We start from the raw sequence: 17,993 nt of genomic DNA on the forward strand, positions 1-17,993 counted from the left end.
AGCGCGCCCCGACGAGCCGGGCGGGGCGAGCACGGACGGGGCGAGGGCGGACGGGCGATTCCTGCCCGTGGGCCCCTCGCCGGTAGGCTCGGCGTCGTGGTCCTCCCCCTCGTCCTCCTCGCCGTCGCGCTGTGCGCGGCCCTCACCGGTTGGGCAGGGTGGTTCGTCGCCCGCGACCGCGCCGTGATCCTCAAGCAGCTGTGGGGCGGTGCCGTCATCGAGGGCGTGATCGTCGTGCAGATGATCGTCGCGGGCGTCCTCGCCGCGACCGGGAGCACGGCGAGCGACCCCGTGAAGCTCTGGGGCTACCTGATCACCGCCCTGTTCATCCTGCCCGTCGCCGCCGTGTGGGCGTTCGCAGAACGCACCCGCTGGAGCTCGGTCGTGCTCGCGGTCGCCGCGATCACGGTCGCGTTCCTCGAGTGGCGCTTGTGGCAGATCTGGACCGCCTGAGGAGAGATGGCGTGACGCACCCCGAGAACCCCGAGACCGCACCCGACCCCGCGACCCCGGCGACGTCGTCGGGCCCGGGGCCGTCCCGGACCACCCGCTCCCCGGACACGCCGCGCACCACGGGCAGCGGCTTCGGCCGCGTCCTGGTCCTCGTCTACGGGATCTTCGCGGTCGCCGCGACCGCGCGCGCCTCCGTCCAGCTCCTGCGCGACTGGCACGAGGCGCCTGTCGCGTACGTCCTGTCGGCGCTCGCGGCCGTGGTGTACATCGTCGCGACCGTCGCGCTCGCGCGCGGGTCGCGCACCTCGCGGACCGTCGCCTGGACCGCGGTGAGCGTCGAGCTCGTGGGCGTGCTCGCCGTCGGCGCGTGGTCCCTGCTGGACCCGGCCGCGTTCCCCGAGCCCACGGTGTGGTCCGACTTCGGGATCGGGTACGGGTTCGTACCGCTGGTCCTGCCGGTCGTGGGCCTCACCTGGCTGTGGCGCACGCGCCCGCCCCAGAACTCCACCACCGAACCGAAGGATCCCGCATGAGCCGGCTGTACTCCCTCCTCTTCAACGGCGTCTTCAGGCACATGGACCCCGAGAAGGCGCACGAGGTGGTGTTCCCGGTCATCTCCCTCGCGGGACGCACGCCCGTCGTGGGCGACGTGATCCAGGGGGCCGCGGCCCCCTACCTGGGTCGCGGCACGAACGGCCCCGGCAGCGTCCAGGCGCTCGGCCGCTCGTTCCCCGCGCCGTTCGGTCTCGCGGGCGGGTTCGACAAGAACGCCAAGGCGATCCGCGGCCTGACCATGCTGGGCTTCGCGTTCATCGAGATCGGTACCGTGACCGCGCACGCGCAGCCCGGCAACGAGAAGCCGCGCATGTGGCGCGAGCTGTCGCTGCGCGGCATCCGCAACCGGATGGGATTCAACAACGAGGGCGCGGCGGCCGCGGCCCAGCGCCTCGAGTCCCTGCGGCGCTCGGCGTCCGGGCGGGCCGTCATGATCGGCGCGAACATCGGCAAGACCAAGGTCACCCCGGCCGAGGACGCCGCGGGCGACTACGCGACGAGCGCCGCGCTCCTCGCGCCCCACGCCGACTACCTGGTCGTCAACGTGTCCTCGCCCAACACCCCGGGCCTGCGCGACCTGCAGTCGACCGAGGCGCTGCGACCCATCCTCCAGGCCGTCCGCGAGGCGGCCGACGACGCGACGCGTGCCGCCGGGGCGCGCCGCATCCCGCTGCTCGTCAAGATCGCCCCGGACCTCGCGGACGAGGACGTCGACGCGGTCGCCGACCTCGCGCTCGAGCTGGGCCTCGACGGCGTCATCGCGGTCAACACGACGATCGGGCACGACCTGGGCCCCGGTGGGCTCTCGGGGCCCCCGCTGCTCGAGCGCGGGCTCGACGTCGTCGCTCGCCTCCGCGGCCGGCTCGGCCCGGACGTCGCGATCGTCGGCGTGGGCGGCATCTCGACGGCCGACGACGCGCGCGCCTACCTGGCGGCCGGTGCCGACCTCGTGCAGGGTTACACCGGCATGATCTACAACGGCCCGTTCTGGGCCGCGAGCATCAACCGGTCCCTGGTCCGCGACGCGGTCCGAGGAACCCGAGGTGGAGGCGCACGATGATCCGACCCCAGTGGGTGTGGGAGCTCGACGATGCGGACGGGCGCGCGCTCACGACACCCGTCAGCCCGGCGTTCACCAACCAGTTCGACGCCGAGCAGTGGCTCGGCGAGAGCTGGCGCGACCTCGCGGCACAGGGAGCGGCCGCGGCGCGCCTCCTGAACGACGGCGCCCAGGCGACGGCCACCGTGGAGCTGCGCACGGCGTGAGCCGGTCAGGCGTCGAACGCGACGCCCGGTCGTCTTCGGTTCCCTAGACTCGCGGACCATGGACGACGACGTGTTCGGGCAGCACTCCTCGCGACTCCGCCTCGACTGGGGGCTGGCGGGAGCGCGGGCCATGGCGAGCCCCGGTGCAGACCAGGGACGCGTCCTGTTCGTCGTGGTCGACGTGCTCTCCTTCTCGACCGCGGTCAGCGTCGCGGCCGAGCGAGGGATCGAGGTCCTCCCGTTCCCCTGGCGCGACGATCGGGCAGCCGAGCACGCTCGACGGCACCAGGCGGTCCTCGCGCGTGCGCGGTCGGAGCGTGACGTGAGCCTGTCCCCGACGTCGTTGCAGAACGCGCCCGGCCTCGAACGCGTCGTCCTCCCCTCGCCCAACGGCTCGACGATCGCCCTCTCGCTCGCGGAGTCGGGCGGGACGGTGGTCACGGCCTGCCTGCGCAACGCGCGGGCCGTCGGTGAGTTCGCCAGGCGTTTCCTCGACCGCGCACCAGGGCGTGCCGTGGCGATCGTCGCGGGCGGTGAGCGTCGTCCCGACGGGTCGCTCCGTCCGGCGGTCGAGGACCTCTGGGGAGCGGGAGCGGTCGCCGACGCGATCGTGGGGCACGACGACGAGGCGTCCCCGGAGGCGGAGATGGCGGCAGCGGCCTATCGGTCGGCGCGCGACCGGGGACCCGGCACGCTGCACGAGCGGCTCAGCCGATGCGTGAGCGGGCGCGAGCTCATCACCCAGGGATTCGGATCGGACGTCGAGATCGCGGCAGAGGTCGACGTCTCGCACCTGATCCCGGTGCTCGAGGGCGGGCGATTCGTGGGGCAAGGCCTCGATCGACCGGGCTGAGCATGGCCGGGCTGCCATCCTGCCCAGCCGCCGCCCCAGAGCGGGTCAGCGCCCGCCCGCAGCGAGAAGGCACCTGTATCGCTGGACGTCGGGCCGGCGCGGATCGCGCGGCAACGCCGTGACGGCGAAGCCGGTCCGACGGTAGAAGCCGACGGCGTCGTCGTCCGTCTCGGCGACCACCGGCGCATCCGGCGCGGCGGCCTGCACCGCCGACACGAGCGCGCGACCGAGCCCGTCCTCCCGGCGGGTGCCCTCGACCGCGAGGTAGCGCAGGACCGTGCTCGTGCGGCCCGTCTCGTACGCCGCGAGGCCCACCAGTCGGCCGTCGACGAGCGCGACGACCGTCGTCAGGTGGTCCTGCACCTCGGCCGCGAGGCTCTGCAACGCGGCGCCGGTATGGCCGCTGGCCGACTCGACGAGCCCGAGGTACTCGGCAGACCCGCGGTCGAGGTCGGTCGGGGCGCGGAAGGTCGCGGCGGTCGGCATCGGGTCACCCTAGCGGCCGCGCACGAGGCGGCGCCCGAGCCTTCCCCGGTCCCGCCGAGCATGCGGTTGCCGCTGGTCGAGCATGCGGTTGTCGTCGCGCAGGAGGCGACTCGCGACGACAACCGCATGCTCGGCACCGAGACCCGGGCACCGAGACCCCGTCCTGCCGGCTCCACCCCGCCTACCCCGCGACGTGCTCCCACGCGGCCGCCAGCCGGGGCACGGCCCGTCCGATCGCCTCGGCGTCCGGCGCGAAGGTGAGACGGACACGCGAGGAGGCTCCGCCGTCGGGCGTGAGGGACGGACCTGGGTTGATCACCACGCCGCGCACGGCCGCCGCCGCGGTCAGGGCGTGCGCGAGCGGGCGCCCCAGGTCGATCCACAGCGACAGGCCGCCCGCGGGTGACGCCACGCGCCACGACGGCACCGCGGCCGTGACGGCCGAGCGCAGCAGGTCCCGCTGGGACCGCAGCAGGGGAAGCCGCTCGGCGAGGACCTCCTCGCGCCGGGCGAGCAGCTCGGTCACCGCGAGCTGCTCGAGGACGGAGGTCGCGATGTCGCTCGCCGCGCGGGTCCGGGCGAGGTGCGCGACGACGTCGGGGTGCGCCCTGACCCACCCCACGCGCAGGCCGCCCCAGAAGGTCTTGGACGCCGAGCCCACGGTGAGCAGGTGGCTCGTCGCCGACCCGTCGCCCGCGAGCGGCTCGGGCGCGGGCCCGTCGAGCACGATGTCGGTGAGCGTCTCGTCGCCGATCACGGTCACGCGGTGGCGCAGCGCGATGCGGCGGACCTCGGCGCGCTCGTCGGGCGTGAGGCTGTACCCCGTGGGGTTGTGGAAGTCCGGGATCAGGTAGGCGAGCCGTGGCGTGGCCGCGCGGACCGTCGACTCGAACAGTGCGACGTCGAAGCCCGGACCGTCGCCCGGCAGCCCCGCGCCCACCGGGAAGCCGACGACGCGCGCCCCGCGCCCGACCATGGCCTCGATGCCGTGCGCGTAGGTGGGCGACTGGACCACGACCCGGTCGCGCGGGCCGAGCACCGACTGCGCGATGGTCGAGATCGCGTGCTGGGCTCCCGTGGTGACGAGGACCTGGTCGGGGGTCGTGGGGGTGCCGCGCTCGGTGAGCCGGTGCGCGATCGCCTCGCGCAGAGGCTGCAGGCCCAGCGGCTCGTACCCGCGGCCGGACAGGTAGTCGGGCAGGGCCTCGAGAGCCCGCCCGTAGGCCGCGTGGAGCTGGGGCGGGGCGGCGGGGGCGGCCTGGCCCAGGTCGACGAGGTCGTCGGGCGGCTCGACGCCCACGGGGACCGGGGCGTCGCCGCCGCACCAGCGGGGCTGGGCGCGGCGCGTGGGGCGCGGCAGGACCGCGACGGTCCCGACGCCCGTGCGGCTCGTGACGAACCCTCGTTCGCGCAGCGCCGCGTACGCCGCGGCCGTGGTGGTCCGCGAGACGCCCAGGGCCCCGGCCAGGTCGCGCTCGCTCGGCAGGCGCGTGTGCGGGGCGACCGTGCCGGACAGGACGGCGCCACGGACCGCGTCGGCGAGCGCGACGTACGCGGGCCCCTCGGTCTGCCACCCGGCGATGAGCGCGCCGAGCGCGGGTGCCGAGAGTCGGCGGTGCACCGGGGGGAGTGTGGGGGCGGGCGCGGCGAGCGAGGTGGGCATGAGGCCACTCTCGCCGAATTGGCTATGGATTACCAGTCCATTCGTGCCTCACAGTGGGGGAGTGTCGATCAACCAGGGCTTCGGCCCCCTCCGCCGCACCGTCCAGCTCGTGCTCGGGCTCTTCGGCTTCTCGCTGACCATGGCCCTGCTCCTCCACTCGGGCATGGGCGCCATGCCGTGGGACGTCTTCCACCAGGGGGTCGCGCTGCGCACGGGGCTCCCGCTCGGTGTGGTCGTCGTGGCCGCGAGCGTCGTGGTCATGCTGCTGTGGATCCCGCTGCGCCAGCGCCCAGGGATCGGCACGATCGCCAACATCGTCGTGATCGGCGCGACCCTCGACCCGTTCCTGCTGCTGCTCGAGCGCATCGACCCCGAGCCCACGACGGCCGGACGGGTGGCGCTCGCGGTCGCGGGCGTGGTGCTCAACGGGATCGCGACCGCCGCCTACCTCGGTGCGCGACTCGGCCCCGGCCCGCGCGACGGCCTCATGACGGGCCTGGTCGCCCGCACGGGCTGGCCCGTGCGCCGCGTCAAGACCGCGATCGAGGTCTTCGTGGTCGCGATCGGGTTCGCGCTGGGCGGGACGCTCGGGTGGGCGACGGTCCTCTACGCGCTGGGCGTGGGCCCCGTCGTCCAGGTCGCGGCGAGGTGGCTCGCGCCGCACCTGCGTCCGGCGGTCGTGCCGGTCGAGGTGCTCGACGGCGTCGCGCACCTCCCGGGGGACGTCGCCCTGGGGGACGTGCCGGGAGAGCCCGAGCCCCACGCGGCCTAGGTCCGGCTCGCCGCGGCTTCGCGATCAGTTGTCAGAAGTGCACCGGGGGATACCCCGGTGCACTTCTGACAACGGGTCCCCCCACGCGGGGAAGCCCGACGACGGAGCGCACCCGGGCGCGCGGGCGCGCTCCGTCGTCGGGCAGTCAGGTGGCCGGAACGCCGTCAGGGCGCCCGACGGGGCCTAGTGCTGGTGGGCGGGCTCGGGGTGGCCGTGGTCGTGGTCGTGGTCGTGGTCGTGGTCGTGCGGCGGCGCGTCCTCGTTGTCCCGGTCGGCCCGCACGTTGACCGCTCCCGCGGTCCAGTACCCGACGACCTGGTGCCGGTCGCGCGGCATGCCCCACGCGGTGCGCAGGGTGCGGCGGATGTCGCGGCTCGCGGCGCTCTCGCACGCGACCCACGCGTAGCCCGGGGTCTCCAGGACGGGCAGGTCGCGCACGGCCTCGACGAGTGCGGCGCCCGTGCGGGCGCCCTGGGCCGTGACGAGCCAGGTATAGGTCACGTCGCCCCGGGTCTCGAGCTCCTGGCGGTCCTCGAGCGTGGGCACCTCGACGACCGCGTGCGCGACGGCACCCGGCGCGAGCTCCTCGACGATCCGCCCCAGCCCCGGCAGCCCCGTCGGGTCGGCGACGAGCAGGCGCCAGCCGGCGTCGGCCGGGGCGTCGTAGTAGCTGCGCGAGTCGCCCCCCGCGAACACGCCGAGCACGTGGCCCGGCTCGGCGCGGACGGCCCAGTCGGACGCGAGGCCGCCGTCGTGCACCGCGAGGTCGACCACGATCGTCCGGCCCTCGTCGTGCACGCGGCGGGCTGTGTAGTGGCGCCACGGGGGCTCGGTGCCCTCGACGGGCACGACGCCGTAGTCGTCCTGGTTGAAGAAGTCGATCTCGGCGACGGTCTCGCCGGGGACGGGGAAGGCGAGGTCGATGCGCTCGTCGCCCTGCCCGTCGGTCGTCCACCGCCAGTCGCCGACGGCCTCGAGATGGACACGGACCATGTGCGGCGTGATGCGCGTCGCCGTGACGACGCGGGCCGGGAAGCAAGGTGAGGACACCCTCACACCGTAGGTCGGGGGAGGGGGTGCTGTGGGGCCAGGGTGTACCGCGCACCGGCCAACCGGCGCGCTCCGGTCGGCGGGTCCGGCGGGAGTGCGAGCGGAGGTCCCCCCTCAGTTGTCAGAAGTGCACCGGGGTATTCCCCGGTGCACTTCTGACAACTCGCTCAGGTCCTGCGAACAGCGAACAGCGTCAGCGCGGTCCGGGGGCTCCGGCGGCGGTCTTGCCCGCGTCGCGCTCGACGACGTCGCCGAGGATCTCGTCGATCTTCGTCATGAGCTCGGCGGGGATGACCACGCCCGAGGCCTTGACGTTCTCGGCGACCTGCTCGGGGCGCGAGGCGCCGATCAGTGCGGCAGCGACGTTGTCGTTCTGCAGGACCCACGCGACCGCGAGCTGTGCCTGGGTCAGGCTCAGCTCGTCGGCGACGGCCTTGAGCTGCTGGACGCGCGTGAGCACGTCCTCGGTCATGAACTGCTGGATGAAGCGCGAGCCGTTGGCGTCCGTGGCACGCGAACCCGCCGGGGCGGGCTGGCCGGGCAGGTACTTGCCGGACAGGACGCCCTGGGCGACGGGGGACCAGACGATCTGGGACAGGCCCAGCTCGCGCGAGGTCGGGACGACCTCGTCCTCGATGACGCGCCACAGCATCGAGTACTGCGGCTGGGACGAGATGAGCTGGAAGCCGAGCTCCTTCGACAGGGCGTGGCCCGCACGGATCTGGTCCGCGGTCCACTCGCTCACGCCGATGTAGAGGGCCTTGCCCTGGCGGACGATGTCGGCGAACGCCTGCATCGTCTCCTCGAGCGGGGTCGACTGGTCGAACCGGTGCGCCTGGTAGAGGTCGACGTAGTCGGTGCCGAGGCGCTGGAGCGAGCCGTTGATGGACTCCATGACGTGCTTGCGCGACAGGCCCGAGTCGTTGGCCCCACCGGGGCCCGTGGGCCAGTAGACCTTGGTGAAGATCTCGAGCGACTCGCGGCGCTGGCCCTTGAGGGCGTCGCCGAGGACCTGCTCGGCCTTGGTGTTCGCGTAGACGTCCGCGGTGTCGAACGTGGTGATGCCGGCGTCGAGGGCGGCGTGGACGCACTGGGTGGCGACGTCGTTCTCGACCTGCGAGCCGTGGGTGAGCCAGTTGCCGTAGGTGATCTCGGAGATCTTGAGACCGGAGTTGCCGAGGAAGCGGTAGTTGGGCATGGGACAACACTAGGTTGCCCGGGGCACCTCGGTGCAACTCCGGCCCGTCCGGCGGACCGGCGGGCGGCTACTCGGGGAAGGTGCCGTGCTTCTTGTGCATGGGCTTGGGCAGGCGCGCGCGGCGCAGCTGGAACGCGCGCATCACGGCGTACATGGCGTTGCCCTTGGGGGCGGACGGCCCGAACTTGGCGATCAGGCGCTTCTTGAGCGAACGCCACATGATGAACGCGTCGATGATCGTGATGAGCACGATCCCGTAGAGCACGAAGATGATGATCGTCGCCATGTTCAGGTTCTGGTTGAACACGAACGTCAGGACGATGAACACCAGAGCCACGGGCAGGAAGAACTCGCCCAGGTTCCAGCGGGCGTCCACGTACTCGCGCACGTAGCGCTTGACCGGGCCCTTGTCGCGGGCAGGCATGTAGCGCTCGTCGCCCGTCTGCATGGCCTGGAACTGGCGGTCGCGTGCGTCACGCTGCTGCTGGCGCGCCGTCTTGGCCGCGGACTTGCGGTCCGAGGGCACGAGCGGGCGCTTGTTGGCGGCCTCGGCGACCTTGCGCTTGGGCGTCGGCCTGCCCTTGCCGCCGGCCTTCTCGATCTCGGCTGCAGCGGCAACGGGATCGGGGGCGTCGTTCGACGAGGGCGCGGAGGACTTGTTGCGTGAGAACACAGGTCCAGCGTAGTCGAGGACGGGGGCTGCCTCGTCACGCGCGTGGGCCGGAGCGAGAACGTACCGACGGGTAGCGTTGGCCGGGTGAACAGCACACCTGGAACCAGTACTCCTTCCGAGCCCGACGACGTCGCTCACCTGCGCGCCCGGGTCGCCGAGCTCTTCCCCGCCCTGCGCGAGGACCTCGAGGCGCTCGTGCGCATCCCGTCCGTGTCCAACTCGGCGTTCGACCAGGCCCACGTCGCGGCGAGCGCCGAGGCCGTGGCCGAGCTCCTGCGGGGGGCCGGTCTGCCCGAGGTGCAGATCCTGCAGGCGACCGGGGTCGCGGGCCCGCTCGGCGCGCCCGCGGTCGTCGCGCGCCGCCCGGCCCCCGAGGGCGCGCCCACGGTCCTGCTCTACGCGCACCACGACGTCCAGCCCCCGGGCGACGCCGCCGCGTGGGACACCGACCCGTTCGTCCCGACCGAGGTCGACGGTCGCCTGTTCGGTCGTGGTGCGGCCGACGACAAGGCCGGGATCGTCGCGCACGTCGGTGCGCTGCGGGCCCTCGCCGCGCTCGGGGAGGACCTGCCGATCGGCGTCACGGTCTTCGTCGAGGGCGAGGAGGAGGTCGGCTCGCCGAGCTTCCTGCCCTTCCTGCACCAGTACCAGGACCTGCTCGCGGCCGACGTGATCGTCGTCGCGGACTCCTCGAACTGGAAGGTCGGGGTCCCGGGGCTCACGACGAGCCTGCGCGGGCTGGTCGACTGCGAGGTCGAGGTCGCCGTGCTGGGCCATGCGGTGCACTCGGGCATGTTCGGCGGCCCGGTGCTCGACGCGCTCACGCTGCTCGCGCGCCTGATCACGACGCTCCACGACGACCAGGGCAACGTCGCGGTCGACGGGCTGGTGTCCGCGCCGGACCCGAGCGTCGACTACGAGGAGGCGGACTTCCGCGCCGACTCCTCGGTCCTCGACGGGGTCCGTCTCGCGGGGGAGGGTGCCCTGTCCGGCCGGTTGTGGACCAAGCCCGCGCTGTCGGTCATCGGGATCGACGCCCCGAGCGTCGCGCACGCGTCCAACACGCTGACCCCGCGCGCGACCGCCAAGCTCTCGCTGCGCATCGCGCCCGGCCAGGACCCCGCCGCCGCGCTCGCCGCGCTGCGGACGCACCTCGAGGCGAACGCTCCCTTCGGAGCGCAGGTCACGGTCCGTGACGGCGAGCTCGGCAAGCCGTTCCAGGCGCCGACCGACTCCGTGGCGATGCAGGCCGCGCGCTGGGCCTTCGAGACGTCGTGGGGCACGGCTCCGGTCGACATCGGCATCGGCGGGTCGATCCCCTTCATCGCCGACCTGCTCGACGTCTTCCCGGACGCGTCGATCCTCGTCACGGGCGTCGAGGACCCGGACTCGCGGGCGCACGGAGCCAACGAGTCCGTCCACCTGGGCGAGCTCGAGAAGGTCGTCCTGGCCGAGGCGCTGCTGCTCACGAGGCTCGCGCAGGGCTGACGCCCCCGCGCTCCTGACACCCGAGGCCGGGTCCGGGGTCGCCGTCGGTCTGACGGCGGACCAGGACCCGGCCTCGGGTCGTCAGGACCTGGGCCGGGGGAGGCGAGGCGTGGCCGACGGGCGGCCCGTACCGCTCCCCGACGCCCGCCCTGTCTGGCGGGGGAGCCCGGTGCTACGTTCGGAGCATGACCCCGCAGGATCTCGAGGAGCTCGTCCTGCTGCGCCGCGCCCGGGACCTGATGGACCGGGAGTACGCGGCGCCGCTCGACGTCCCGACCATGGCGCGCAAGGCACTCATGTCTCCGGCGCACTTCTCGCGCCGGTTCCGCGCTGCCTACGGCGAGACGCCCTACTGCTACCTCATGACGCGCCGGATCGAGCGCGCCATGGCCCTGCTGCGCGGCGGCGCGAGCGTCACGGACGCGTGCATGGCCGTGGGGTGTACGTCGCTCGGTTCGTTCAGCGCGAAGTTCGCGGAGATCGTGGGCGAGCCCCCGTCGGTGTACCGGAGCCGCGAGCACGCTGCCGTGAAGGCGATGCCGCCGTGCGTCGCGCAGGTCCTCACGCGCCCGGCCCGCGGAGCGACGGGCGCGTCCGCAGGTGCGGCCGGAGCATCGAGCAGGATCGGAGAAGCGAGCGCACGGGCCTCGTCCTAGAGTCGCCGACATGACCATCTCGCTGAAGTTCTGCAACATCACCGTCAACGACGTCGACGAGTCGATCACCTTCTACGGCGACGCGCTCGGCCTCAAGGTGCACAACGACGTGGGCGCCGGCGGGTTCCGCTGGGTCACGCTCGGGTCCGACGTGCAGCCGGGGCTCGGGATCGTGCTCTCGGCCCCGCACGCGGGCCGGTCGCAGGCCGACGGGGACGCGCTCCAGGAGCTCATGATCAAGGGCGTCCTGCCGATCCTCGTGTTCGAGACCGACGACGTCGACGCGCTCTTCGAGACCGTCCGGGCCTCGGGTGCCGAGGTCCTCCAGGAGCCCATGGACCAGGACTGGGGTCCGCGCGACTGCGCGTTCAGGGACCCGTCGGGCAACATGGTGCGGGTGGCTCAGGCGGTCGCGGCCTGAAGAGGGGGAGCGGCTGCGGCCTGAACAGGGGCAGCGGCTGCGGCCTGAGCAGCGGGGAAGCCTCCGCGCCCTGAGCTGCGGGAGTCCCCGCCCCCCAGGGCAGACTCTGCCCGACGACGTCCGCTCCGCACGCAGCCGTGTCACCGCGCGCGGAGGTCGCGTCGTCCGGCGCCGGGCGGTGGTCGTCTCCTGCGACCGGTGGTGGGATGGGGACATGGCGAACGAGTCGATGGTCCCCTTGCTGCCGTGTGCTTCGATCGACGAGATCGGTGACTTCGCTGCGGCCCTCGGGTTCGAGGTCACCTTCCGGCAGACCCGACCGAACCCGTACCTCGCGCTCCGGCGGGAGGGGATCGACCTGCACTACTTCGGGATCGACGGCTTCCGTCCGGAGGACTCGTACGGCTCGTGCCTGGTCGTGGTCGACGACACCGAGCCGTTGTACGAGGCGTGGGCTGCGGGCCTGCGCGCGGTCCACGGGAGGCTCCCGCTGAGCGGGTTCCCCCGGATCACCCGGCCTCGCCGTCGGGCGAACGCGGACGGTCTGAGCGGCTTCAGCCTGGTGGACCCCGCGGGCAACTGGATCCGCGTCGTGCGGAGGGCCGCGAGCGAGCCGGCGGGGGTCGCGGCCGACAGGGCGGCCGGCCCGGTGCCCGAGGTGCCGGCCGGCGACGTCGATGCGGCAGGGATCGGCGAGGCCTTGGCAGGTGAGTCCCGCCTGCTGCGAGCCGTCTCGAACGCGGTGGTCCAGGCGGACTCGCGCGGCGACGTCGAGCAGGCCGCGAAGATCCTCGACGGCGCACTGCGGCGTGACGAGGCCCTCGGGGACGCCGGCGCGTCGGCGCGTGACCGGGTCGAGGCCCAGGCCTACCGGGCCGAGCTCGCCGTGCGGCTCGACGACGCCGGGACGGCGCGGCGCATGCTCGACGAGGTCGACCGGTGCGTCGCCGTGGCGCGAGGCCAGCACCTCACGCAGGACCTGACCACGATCCTGACGCAGCTCGAGGACGTCCGGGCGTGGCTGGACGCGCAGGGGTGAGAGAGCGCGTCGGGACGGTCGGGGCGACCTGCCGCCTCACAGGAGGAACGGCGTGCTGGGGACCGTGAGGTAGTCGTCGGGGTGCGTGACGGGCGCCGCGAGCATGCCCGCGCTCGCGTCGATCAGGAAGTAGCCGACCCCGGTCCAGGCCGGCGGGGTCCCCTCGTGGACGCGCGCCTCGTGCTCGGCGCAGACGCCCAGGGTCATGGGGCCGAGGATCTCGAAACGTCCCCGGACCACGCGTGGGGGGAGGTCGCTCAGTGCGGCCTGCAGCCGGCGGACGAGGTCCTCGACGACGGGGTTGGCCGTGGTCAGTCCGGCGAGCGCCTCGGCGACCGAGGGGACCGTGCGGACCTGGAAGACGAACCGCGCACGCCAGCTGGGGACGGGCAACGATGCCAGGTGCTCGATCCAGGGCAGGAGCAGGCAGGCGAGCAGGTCGCGCACGTCGGAGTCGTCGTTCAAGGATGCGACGAGCGCCGTCCGGCGCCTGTTCATCTCCTCGAGGTGCCGGCCCAGCAGCGCGCGCAGCAGCTCGTCGCGGCCGCCGAAGTGGTAGGCGATGGCCGAGTGGTTGGCGGTGCCCGCGTGCTCGGTGATCCGCCGGTTGGACACCGCGTCGATGCCGTCGCGCGCGAAGAGCTCCTCGGCCGAGTTCAGCAGCGTCTCGCGCGCCCGGTCGCTGTGCTGTCCCATGCGGTGGGGCCTCGTCTCGTGGTGGTTCGGTCGTGTGCTGGGGGCGCCTCGTCGAGGACCGGTCAGGGGCTCCGACCTGCGCGGGCACGAGCCGGCTCCCGTCAGGCTCCGTGGACAGCCGGCAGCCACGGCTCGTGCGGCGGTCCCGACTGCGGCGATCATGCCATCCGGACGGCCGGGGTGCTCGCCGCGTCGCTGGGCGGGACCCTCGCGTCCAGCACGTGACATTTTTACGCCACGTGGCGTAATCTCGTCCGGTTGGTTCATCCCAGCCGCACATCGAGGCGGCGCCCTTGCAACGGCGCACGGGGTAGCACGTCGCCCTCTCGCCACGCCGTACAGGAGCACACACTTGAGCAACAAGACACCCGCGCGCAGCTCGGACCAGGTGCTACCGGACCCCGACTCCCCGGCCGTCACGACGACGGACGGCGCTGAGGCCGACGCCGAGGCGGCCGCCCTCAAGCGCGCCAAGGCCGAGACCATCGGGCGCTACGTGGCCATGTTCTTCATGCCGCTCGTCATGGTGTCGATGATGATCAGCGGCTACCTGGGCACCATGCACGCCCCGGCGCCGCACGACATGCCCGTCGCCGTCTCGGGCAGCGCGCCGCAGGCCCAGGCCTTCGCCGACGCGCTGGAGGCTGCCGACCCCGACGCCGTCGACGTCCTCCTCGTCGGCTCCGACGAGGAGGCGCGCGGCCTGGTGCTCGACCGGGAGGTGTCCGGAGCCGTGCACGTCGCCGACGGCGCTGCGACGGTGTACACCGCAAGCTCGGCCGGGGCGTCGCAGTCCTCGACCGTCACGGGCATGCTCGCCCCGCAGGTCCTGGCCCAGGGGCTGACCCTGGAGACCGAGGACCTCGCCCCGCTCCCCACGTCCGACCCGGCGGGCCTGGGCGCGATGTTCCTGGCCACGGCCCTGGTGATGGCCGGCTACCTGCCCTTCAGCGTGACCCTCTCCAACTCGCCCGAGCTCCTGCGCTTCCGGCGAGCGATACCGCTCCTGGCCGGCTGGGCCGCCCTGGTCGCGGCCCTCGTCTGGACGGTCACCGGTCCGCTGCTCGGCGTGGTCCAGGGGCACACCCCGGAGGTGCTGGGCATCGCCTGGCTGGGGGTCTTCTCGGTCGGCGCGGTCCAGCTCCTGCTGACGCGCTTTCTGGGGCCCATGGCCGTGATCGCGGCCATGCTCCTCCTGACCGTGCTGGGCATGCCGGCCTCGAACATGAGCATGAGCGTCTACACCATGCCGGAGTTCTTCACGGTCCTGCACGGGTTCCTTCCCCTGCCGGCGGTCGGTGAGGCGCTGCGCTCGGTCCTGTACTTCGACGGGTCGGGCGTGGGCTCGCACCTGCTGGTCCTGGTCGTGGGTGCGGTCGTCGCTCTGGTGCTGACGCTCGTGTTCGACGCCCGCAAGCGCCGCCGCAACCCGGACGCGGGGCCGCCCCCCGTGACCGTGCCCTCGCTGCACGGCGGTCCGCGGCCTGCGACCCGCCGGTGGCGCTATGCCGCCCTGCTCTTCTTCCCGCTCGCGATGGTCACCATGATGATCTCGGTCATGCTCGGCGCCATGTCGTCCCCGATGCCGCGGGACATGCCCGTCGCGGTCGTCGGCGCCACGGTGGACCAGGCCCAGGACGCGGTCGACGGGCTCGACCGGAGCATGCCGGGCCTGTTCGACCTGCGGGCCGTGGGCTCGGCCGACGAGGCGCGCACCCAGGTGCGGGACCGCACGGTCAGCGCGGCGTTCGTCCTGCCGTCGGCCGAGCGCCCGAGCGCGACCCTGGTGACCAACCAGGCCGCCGGCGCCAGCGCGAAGCAGGTCGTCACGGCGGTGTTCGGTCAGGTCGCCGCGGGGCAGCAGCTCGACCTCGAGACCGACGACGTCGCCCCGTTGTCGACCACCGACACCATGGGCTCGGTGAGCATGTACCTGGCCATGGGCTGGGTCCTGTCGGGATTCATGATCATCATCGTCGGCGCCAACGCGGCACCGAGCTCCCGACCGCTGCGCCGGCTCGTGCCCATCGTGGCGGGGTGGGCGGTGTTCATGTCGGCGGTCCTGTGGCTCATCGCCGGTCCGATCACCGGGAGCGTGTCCGGGCACTTCTGGCCGCTGTGGGGCACAGGGATCGTCGCGATCTTCTGCGTGGCCATGTTCAGCGCGGTGCTCGAACGGCTGTTCGGGATGCTCGCGGTGGTCCCCGCGGTCGGCATCCTGATGCTCGTCGGCGTCCCCGCCTCGGGGGGCGGGCTGTCGATCTACATGGAGCCGGAGGTCTTCCGGGTCCTGCACGAGATCCTGCCCATGCCCGCGGCCGTGGAGGCGATCCGCTCGATCCTCTACTTCGGCGGCGACACGGTCGGTGCGCACCTGACCACGTTCGGGATCTGGGGAGCCGTGTCCCTCGCGCTGGTCGTGGTCATCGACAGGTTCAAGCCGCTGCGCACCGGGTCGGTGCCGCACGAGCCGGACGCCGACGAGCCCGAGCCGGTCAAGGAGCTCGCCCTCGTCTAGCGTCGGCGGCTCCCCGCAGAGCCCACCGGCCCCTCCAGGTGGTGCCCGCCAGGCTCGTGACGATCCTGGCGGGCACCACCCGCGCCACGTCGCGCGGGGGCTTCCTGGTGACCGGAGCCCAGGCCGCGCGTCAGGCGGGACGGGTGGTCGGGACTGCCTCGTCCCACGACACCTCGCAGAAGTGCTCGACGACCGGGAACGGCTCGTAGAAGTGGTGGAGAAGCGCCTTCCACTCCTGGTACCCGGCCGATCCGCGGAAACCCACGGTGTGCGCCTCGAGGCTGTCCCAGCGCACGAGCAGGAGGTACGTCGCAGGCCGCTCGAGGCAGCGGCCGAGCGAGAGGTCGCGGAAGCCCGGCACGGACGCGATGATCCCGCGCGCCGTGCCGAATGCCTCCTCGAAGGCCTCTTCGCGCCCGGGAACCACGTGCAGCAGGGCGTGCTCGAGCACCTCGTCGGTCATGGCCACGACCCTAGGGCGACCGGAGGTCAGCGGGCCGCGACGTCCACGGCCTGGGCCCAGTCGCGCACGTCCGCGGGGAGCTCGGGGCTCGTGACGTCCGCGCCCAGCAGCCCGACGACGTCGGGCCCGGGGATGCGGTCGCCCGCCTTCGAGAGGAACCGGCCCGCGATCAGCCCGCGGGCGCACAGGTCGCCGCCCCGGGAGAAGACCTGCTCGAGGTAGACCACGCGCTCGTCCCACCCGAGCACCCGGGTCGTGATCTCGAAGCGGTCCCACAGCTGGAGAGAGCGGCGGTACTTCATGGTCGAGGAGGCCACGACGGGGTACCAGCCCTTGTCGCGGAGCAGGCCGAACGCGCCGAGGTCGGCGAGGAAGTTGCTGCGGGCCACGTCCATCATCTGCAGGTACACGCCGTTGTTCACGTGCAGGTAGAAGTCGAGGTCGCCCGGGCGCACGCGCATGCGTGTCACGGAGGGGTCGAGGACCCCGCGGCCCGGGACGGCCTTGCGCGGCAGGGTGCTGGCGATCGTGAGCTGGATCTGTCGGGTCACCGTCGCAGGGTACAACCCGGAACGTGCGGTATCAGGTATCCCGGGCGACGTCACGCCAGGCCGAGGCCGTCGCGGAGACGCGCCACAGGGTTTCGGACCGTCCAGGGCGACGTGTGAGGATGGCCCCCGTGACCTCCCGGACCGCCGCCCCCCTGCCCGACAGCGCCACGCACGCCGCCCAGGCAGTGCAGCCCACGACCTCGCACCACTGGACCGTCCGCGCCTTCCGCGCGGTCGCGATCGCCGAGGCGTTCTCCTGGGCGGGCCTGCTCGTCGGGATGTACGTCAAGTGGATCGCCGAGGCTTCCGAGATCGGGGTGAAGATCTTCGGCCCGGTCCACGGCGCGCTCGTGATCGCGTACGTCCTCCTCGCGATCCTCGTCGCGGTCCGCCAGCGCTGGACGCTCCTGACCGTGTTCTTCGCCCTCGCGGCGACGCTGCCGCCGTTCCTCACGGTCGTGTTCGACCGGTGGGCACACCGCTCGGGCCGGTACGAGGAGCGCACGAGCGCCTGACGGACGCGCCGGTCCGCCAGACCGGCGACGCGCCCACCCTCGGGCTCAGGCACCCTCGTACTGCAGGTCGTGGCGCACCTGGTCCGCGACCTCCGCGTTCTCGAACCGCTCGACCAGGTGGAGCGCCATGTCGATCCCGGCCGAGACTCCTGCCGAGGTGACGACGTCGCCGTCGTCCACGAAGCGGGTCTCGGTGTCGACCATGATGCTGGGGTCGATCCCGGCCAGCTCGTCGTAGTGGTCCCAGTGGGTCGTCGCGGGGCGACCGGCGAGCAGCCCGGCCGCTGCCAGGACGAGCGAGCCCGTGCACACGCTCGCGAGCAGCGGGGTCTGGACGCGCATGGCGTGGAGCCACTCGAGATGGATCCGGTCGCCCACGAGCGGCTGCACCCCGGGACCGCCCGGATAGACGAGAAGCTGGAGGGGGCCGACGTCGTCGGCCGAGCGGTCGGGCACCATGTGCAGGCCCTGCGCCAGCCGGACCCCGCGCCCGTCCCACGAGAACGTGGCGACCCGCGGCTTGAGTGCAGAGCGCTCGCGCCACGCGGTGAACACCTCGAAGGGGCCGGCGACGTTGAGCTCCTCGGCCCCGTCGAACACGTAGATGCCGATGCTCAGACCGTTTCCGGTGGTCATCACTCACCCCTCGGTTCTTCTGCGGCAGTGCAGTCGTGCGG

General features: G+C 73.1%; 21 protein-coding genes. 12 read left to right on the top strand and 9 right to left on the bottom strand.

Going from position 1 to position 17,993, the window contains the following annotated elements; all coding sequences use genetic code 11:
* Nucleotides 1–96 precede the first annotated feature (96 nt).
* Genes ASE15_RS12130 through ASE15_RS12150 form a run of 5 tightly spaced genes read left to right on the top strand, consistent with a single transcriptional unit; the run spans nucleotide 97 to nucleotide 3,127 of the window.
* Nucleotides 97–453 (top strand): hypothetical protein, encoded by a 357-nt coding sequence (locus ASE15_RS12130; protein WP_056651213.1) that lies wholly within the window; start codon nucleotides 97–99, stop codon nucleotides 451–453.
* A gap of 11 nt (nucleotides 454–464) precedes the next feature.
* On the top strand, nucleotides 465–986 hold the full coding sequence (locus ASE15_RS12135) for a hypothetical protein (RefSeq protein WP_369800593.1): 522 nt from the start codon (nucleotides 465–467) through the stop codon (nucleotides 984–986).
* Complete coding sequence (locus tag ASE15_RS12140) at nucleotides 983–2,068, top strand: quinone-dependent dihydroorotate dehydrogenase (RefSeq protein ID WP_056651216.1); 1,086 nt, start codon at nucleotides 983–985, stop codon at nucleotides 2,066–2,068. Before ASE15_RS12135 ends, ASE15_RS12140 begins: the two co-directional genes overlap by 4 nt.
* Nucleotides 2,065–2,274 carry a hypothetical protein gene (locus tag ASE15_RS12145; RefSeq protein ID WP_056651218.1) on the top strand — a complete coding sequence of 70 codons (210 nt, stop codon included), beginning with the start codon at nucleotides 2,065–2,067 and terminating at the stop codon, nucleotides 2,272–2,274. The genes ASE15_RS12140 and ASE15_RS12145 overlap by 4 nt, the downstream gene beginning before the upstream one ends.
* A 58-nt stretch (nucleotides 2,275–2,332) precedes the next feature.
* Nucleotides 2,333–3,127, top strand: coding sequence for a 2-phosphosulfolactate phosphatase (locus tag ASE15_RS12150; RefSeq protein WP_056763504.1), 795 nt, complete (start codon nucleotides 2,333–2,335; stop codon nucleotides 3,125–3,127).
* A 45-nt stretch (nucleotides 3,128–3,172) separates the two neighbouring features.
* Here ASE15_RS12150 and ASE15_RS12155 read toward each other — a convergent pair whose 3' ends face one another.
* Both ASE15_RS12155 and ASE15_RS12160 read right to left on the bottom strand, forming a co-directional pair.
* Nucleotides 3,173–3,613: a GNAT family N-acetyltransferase gene (locus tag ASE15_RS12155; RefSeq protein WP_056763505.1), complete on the bottom strand. Its 441-nt coding sequence runs from the start codon at nucleotides 3,611–3,613 to the stop codon at nucleotides 3,173–3,175.
* A gap of 181 nt (nucleotides 3,614–3,794) precedes the next feature.
* Complete coding sequence (locus tag ASE15_RS12160) at nucleotides 3,795–5,276, bottom strand: PLP-dependent aminotransferase family protein (protein ID WP_056651224.1); 1,482 nt, start codon at nucleotides 5,274–5,276, stop codon at nucleotides 3,795–3,797.
* Between the two features lie 139 nt (nucleotides 5,277–5,415).
* On the opposite strand from ASE15_RS12160, the gene ASE15_RS12165 reads away from it, so the two are divergent.
* Nucleotides 5,416–6,048 (top strand): YitT family protein, encoded by a 633-nt coding sequence (locus tag ASE15_RS12165; RefSeq protein ID WP_082618442.1) that lies wholly within the window; start codon nucleotides 5,416–5,418, stop codon nucleotides 6,046–6,048.
* Between the two features lie 183 nt (nucleotides 6,049–6,231).
* On the opposite strand, the gene ASE15_RS12170 is transcribed toward ASE15_RS12165, so the two are convergent.
* The 3 genes from ASE15_RS12170 to ASE15_RS12180 form a co-directional block, all read right to left on the bottom strand.
* Nucleotides 6,232–7,098 carry a siderophore-interacting protein gene (locus ASE15_RS12170; protein WP_235534390.1) on the bottom strand — a complete coding sequence of 289 codons (867 nt, stop codon included), beginning with the start codon at nucleotides 7,096–7,098 and terminating at the stop codon, nucleotides 6,232–6,234.
* Nucleotides 7,099–7,291: 193 nt separating this feature from the next.
* Nucleotides 7,292–8,296, bottom strand: coding sequence for an aldo/keto reductase family protein (locus ASE15_RS12175; protein WP_056651229.1), 1,005 nt, complete (start codon nucleotides 8,294–8,296; stop codon nucleotides 7,292–7,294).
* A 67-nt stretch (nucleotides 8,297–8,363) separates the two neighbouring features.
* A complete protein-coding gene (locus ASE15_RS12180; RefSeq protein WP_056763508.1) occupies nucleotides 8,364–8,969 on the bottom strand; it encodes a DUF3043 domain-containing protein in 606 nt (201 codons plus the stop codon).
* A gap of 84 nt (nucleotides 8,970–9,053) precedes the next feature.
* On the opposite strand from ASE15_RS12180, the gene ASE15_RS12185 reads away from it, so the two are divergent.
* From ASE15_RS12185 to ASE15_RS12200, 4 genes are all read left to right on the top strand, one after another.
* Entirely contained in the window at nucleotides 9,054–10,457 is a 1,404-nt protein-coding gene (locus tag ASE15_RS12185) for a dipeptidase (protein ID WP_056651234.1), read from the top strand.
* 185 nt (nucleotides 10,458–10,642) lie between these two features.
* Nucleotides 10,643–11,113, top strand: a complete 471-nt coding sequence (locus tag ASE15_RS12190; RefSeq protein ID WP_056651237.1) for a helix-turn-helix transcriptional regulator — start codon at nucleotides 10,643–10,645, stop codon at nucleotides 11,111–11,113.
* Between the two features lie 10 nt (nucleotides 11,114–11,123).
* Nucleotides 11,124–11,534, top strand: coding sequence for a VOC family protein (locus ASE15_RS12195; protein ID WP_056651239.1), 411 nt, complete (start codon nucleotides 11,124–11,126; stop codon nucleotides 11,532–11,534).
* A 214-nt stretch (nucleotides 11,535–11,748) separates the two neighbouring features.
* Complete coding sequence (locus ASE15_RS12200) at nucleotides 11,749–12,573, top strand: hypothetical protein (RefSeq protein WP_056651493.1); 825 nt, start codon at nucleotides 11,749–11,751, stop codon at nucleotides 12,571–12,573.
* Nucleotides 12,574–12,609: 36 nt separating this feature from the next.
* Here the strand turns inward: ASE15_RS12200 and ASE15_RS12205 are convergent, their stop codons facing one another.
* Entirely contained in the window at nucleotides 12,610–13,269 is a 660-nt protein-coding gene (locus tag ASE15_RS12205; RefSeq protein WP_056651243.1) for a TetR/AcrR family transcriptional regulator, read from the bottom strand.
* Nucleotides 13,270–13,621: 352 nt separating this feature from the next.
* Between ASE15_RS12205 and ASE15_RS12210 the strand changes: the two genes are divergently transcribed.
* Entirely contained in the window at nucleotides 13,622–15,787 is a 2,166-nt protein-coding gene (locus ASE15_RS12210) for an ABC transporter permease (protein WP_082618404.1), read from the top strand.
* Between the two features lie 130 nt (nucleotides 15,788–15,917).
* Here ASE15_RS12210 and ASE15_RS12215 read toward each other — a convergent pair whose 3' ends face one another.
* Both ASE15_RS12215 and ASE15_RS12220 read right to left on the bottom strand, forming a co-directional pair.
* Nucleotides 15,918–16,250, bottom strand: coding sequence for an antibiotic biosynthesis monooxygenase (locus ASE15_RS12215; RefSeq protein WP_056763510.1), 333 nt, complete (start codon nucleotides 16,248–16,250; stop codon nucleotides 15,918–15,920).
* A 26-nt stretch (nucleotides 16,251–16,276) separates the two neighbouring features.
* The gene (locus ASE15_RS12220; RefSeq protein ID WP_056651497.1) at nucleotides 16,277–16,801 is read right to left on the bottom strand and encodes a thioesterase family protein; all 525 of its coding nucleotides are present in this window, start codon (nucleotides 16,799–16,801) and stop codon (nucleotides 16,277–16,279) included.
* Nucleotides 16,802–16,929: 128 nt separating this feature from the next.
* On the opposite strand from ASE15_RS12220, the gene ASE15_RS12225 reads away from it, so the two are divergent.
* Complete coding sequence (locus ASE15_RS12225) at nucleotides 16,930–17,316, top strand: DUF3817 domain-containing protein (protein ID WP_235534391.1); 387 nt, start codon at nucleotides 16,930–16,932, stop codon at nucleotides 17,314–17,316.
* Between the two features lie 45 nt (nucleotides 17,317–17,361).
* Here the strand turns inward: ASE15_RS12225 and ASE15_RS12230 are convergent, their stop codons facing one another.
* On the bottom strand, nucleotides 17,362–17,952 hold the full coding sequence (locus ASE15_RS12230; protein WP_056763511.1) for a DJ-1/PfpI family protein: 591 nt from the start codon (nucleotides 17,950–17,952) through the stop codon (nucleotides 17,362–17,364).
* Nucleotides 17,953–17,993 lie beyond the last annotated feature (41 nt).

The organism is Oerskovia sp. Root22 (assembly GCF_001429135.1).
Taxonomy (GTDB): domain Bacteria; phylum Actinomycetota; class Actinomycetes; order Actinomycetales; family Cellulomonadaceae; genus Oerskovia; species Oerskovia enterophila.

Bases quoted from the DNA above. Each gene is read 5' to 3' on its own strand.
- ASE15_RS12140 (WP_056651216.1), top strand. From the start codon at position 983: ATGAGCCGGCTGTACTCCCTCCTCTTCAACGGCGTCTTCAGGCACATG.
- ASE15_RS12145 (WP_056651218.1), top strand. From the start codon at position 2,065: ATGATCCGACCCCAGTGGGTGTGGGAGCTCGACGATGCGGACGGGCGC.
- ASE15_RS12150 (WP_056763504.1), top strand. From the start codon at position 2,333: ATGGACGACGACGTGTTCGGGCAGCACTCCTCGCGACTCCGCCTCGAC.
- ASE15_RS12155 (WP_056763505.1), bottom strand. From the start codon at position 3,613: ATGCCGACCGCCGCGACCTTCCGCGCCCCGACCGACCTCGACCGCGGG.
- ASE15_RS12160 (WP_056651224.1), bottom strand. From the start codon at position 5,276: ATGCCCACCTCGCTCGCCGCGCCCGCCCCCACACTCCCCCCGGTGCAC.
- ASE15_RS12165 (WP_082618442.1), top strand. From the start codon at position 5,416: ATGGCCCTGCTCCTCCACTCGGGCATGGGCGCCATGCCGTGGGACGTC.
- ASE15_RS12175 (WP_056651229.1), bottom strand. From the start codon at position 8,296: ATGCCCAACTACCGCTTCCTCGGCAACTCCGGTCTCAAGATCTCCGAG.
- ASE15_RS12190 (WP_056651237.1), top strand. From the start codon at position 10,643: ATGACCCCGCAGGATCTCGAGGAGCTCGTCCTGCTGCGCCGCGCCCGG.
- ASE15_RS12195 (WP_056651239.1), top strand. From the start codon at position 11,124: ATGACCATCTCGCTGAAGTTCTGCAACATCACCGTCAACGACGTCGAC.
- ASE15_RS12200 (WP_056651493.1), top strand. From the start codon at position 11,749: ATGGCGAACGAGTCGATGGTCCCCTTGCTGCCGTGTGCTTCGATCGAC.
- ASE15_RS12205 (WP_056651243.1), bottom strand. From the start codon at position 13,269: ATGGGACAGCACAGCGACCGGGCGCGCGAGACGCTGCTGAACTCGGCC.
- ASE15_RS12215 (WP_056763510.1), bottom strand. From the start codon at position 16,250: ATGACCGACGAGGTGCTCGAGCACGCCCTGCTGCACGTGGTTCCCGGG.
- ASE15_RS12230 (WP_056763511.1), bottom strand. From the start codon at position 17,952: ATGACCACCGGAAACGGTCTGAGCATCGGCATCTACGTGTTCGACGGG.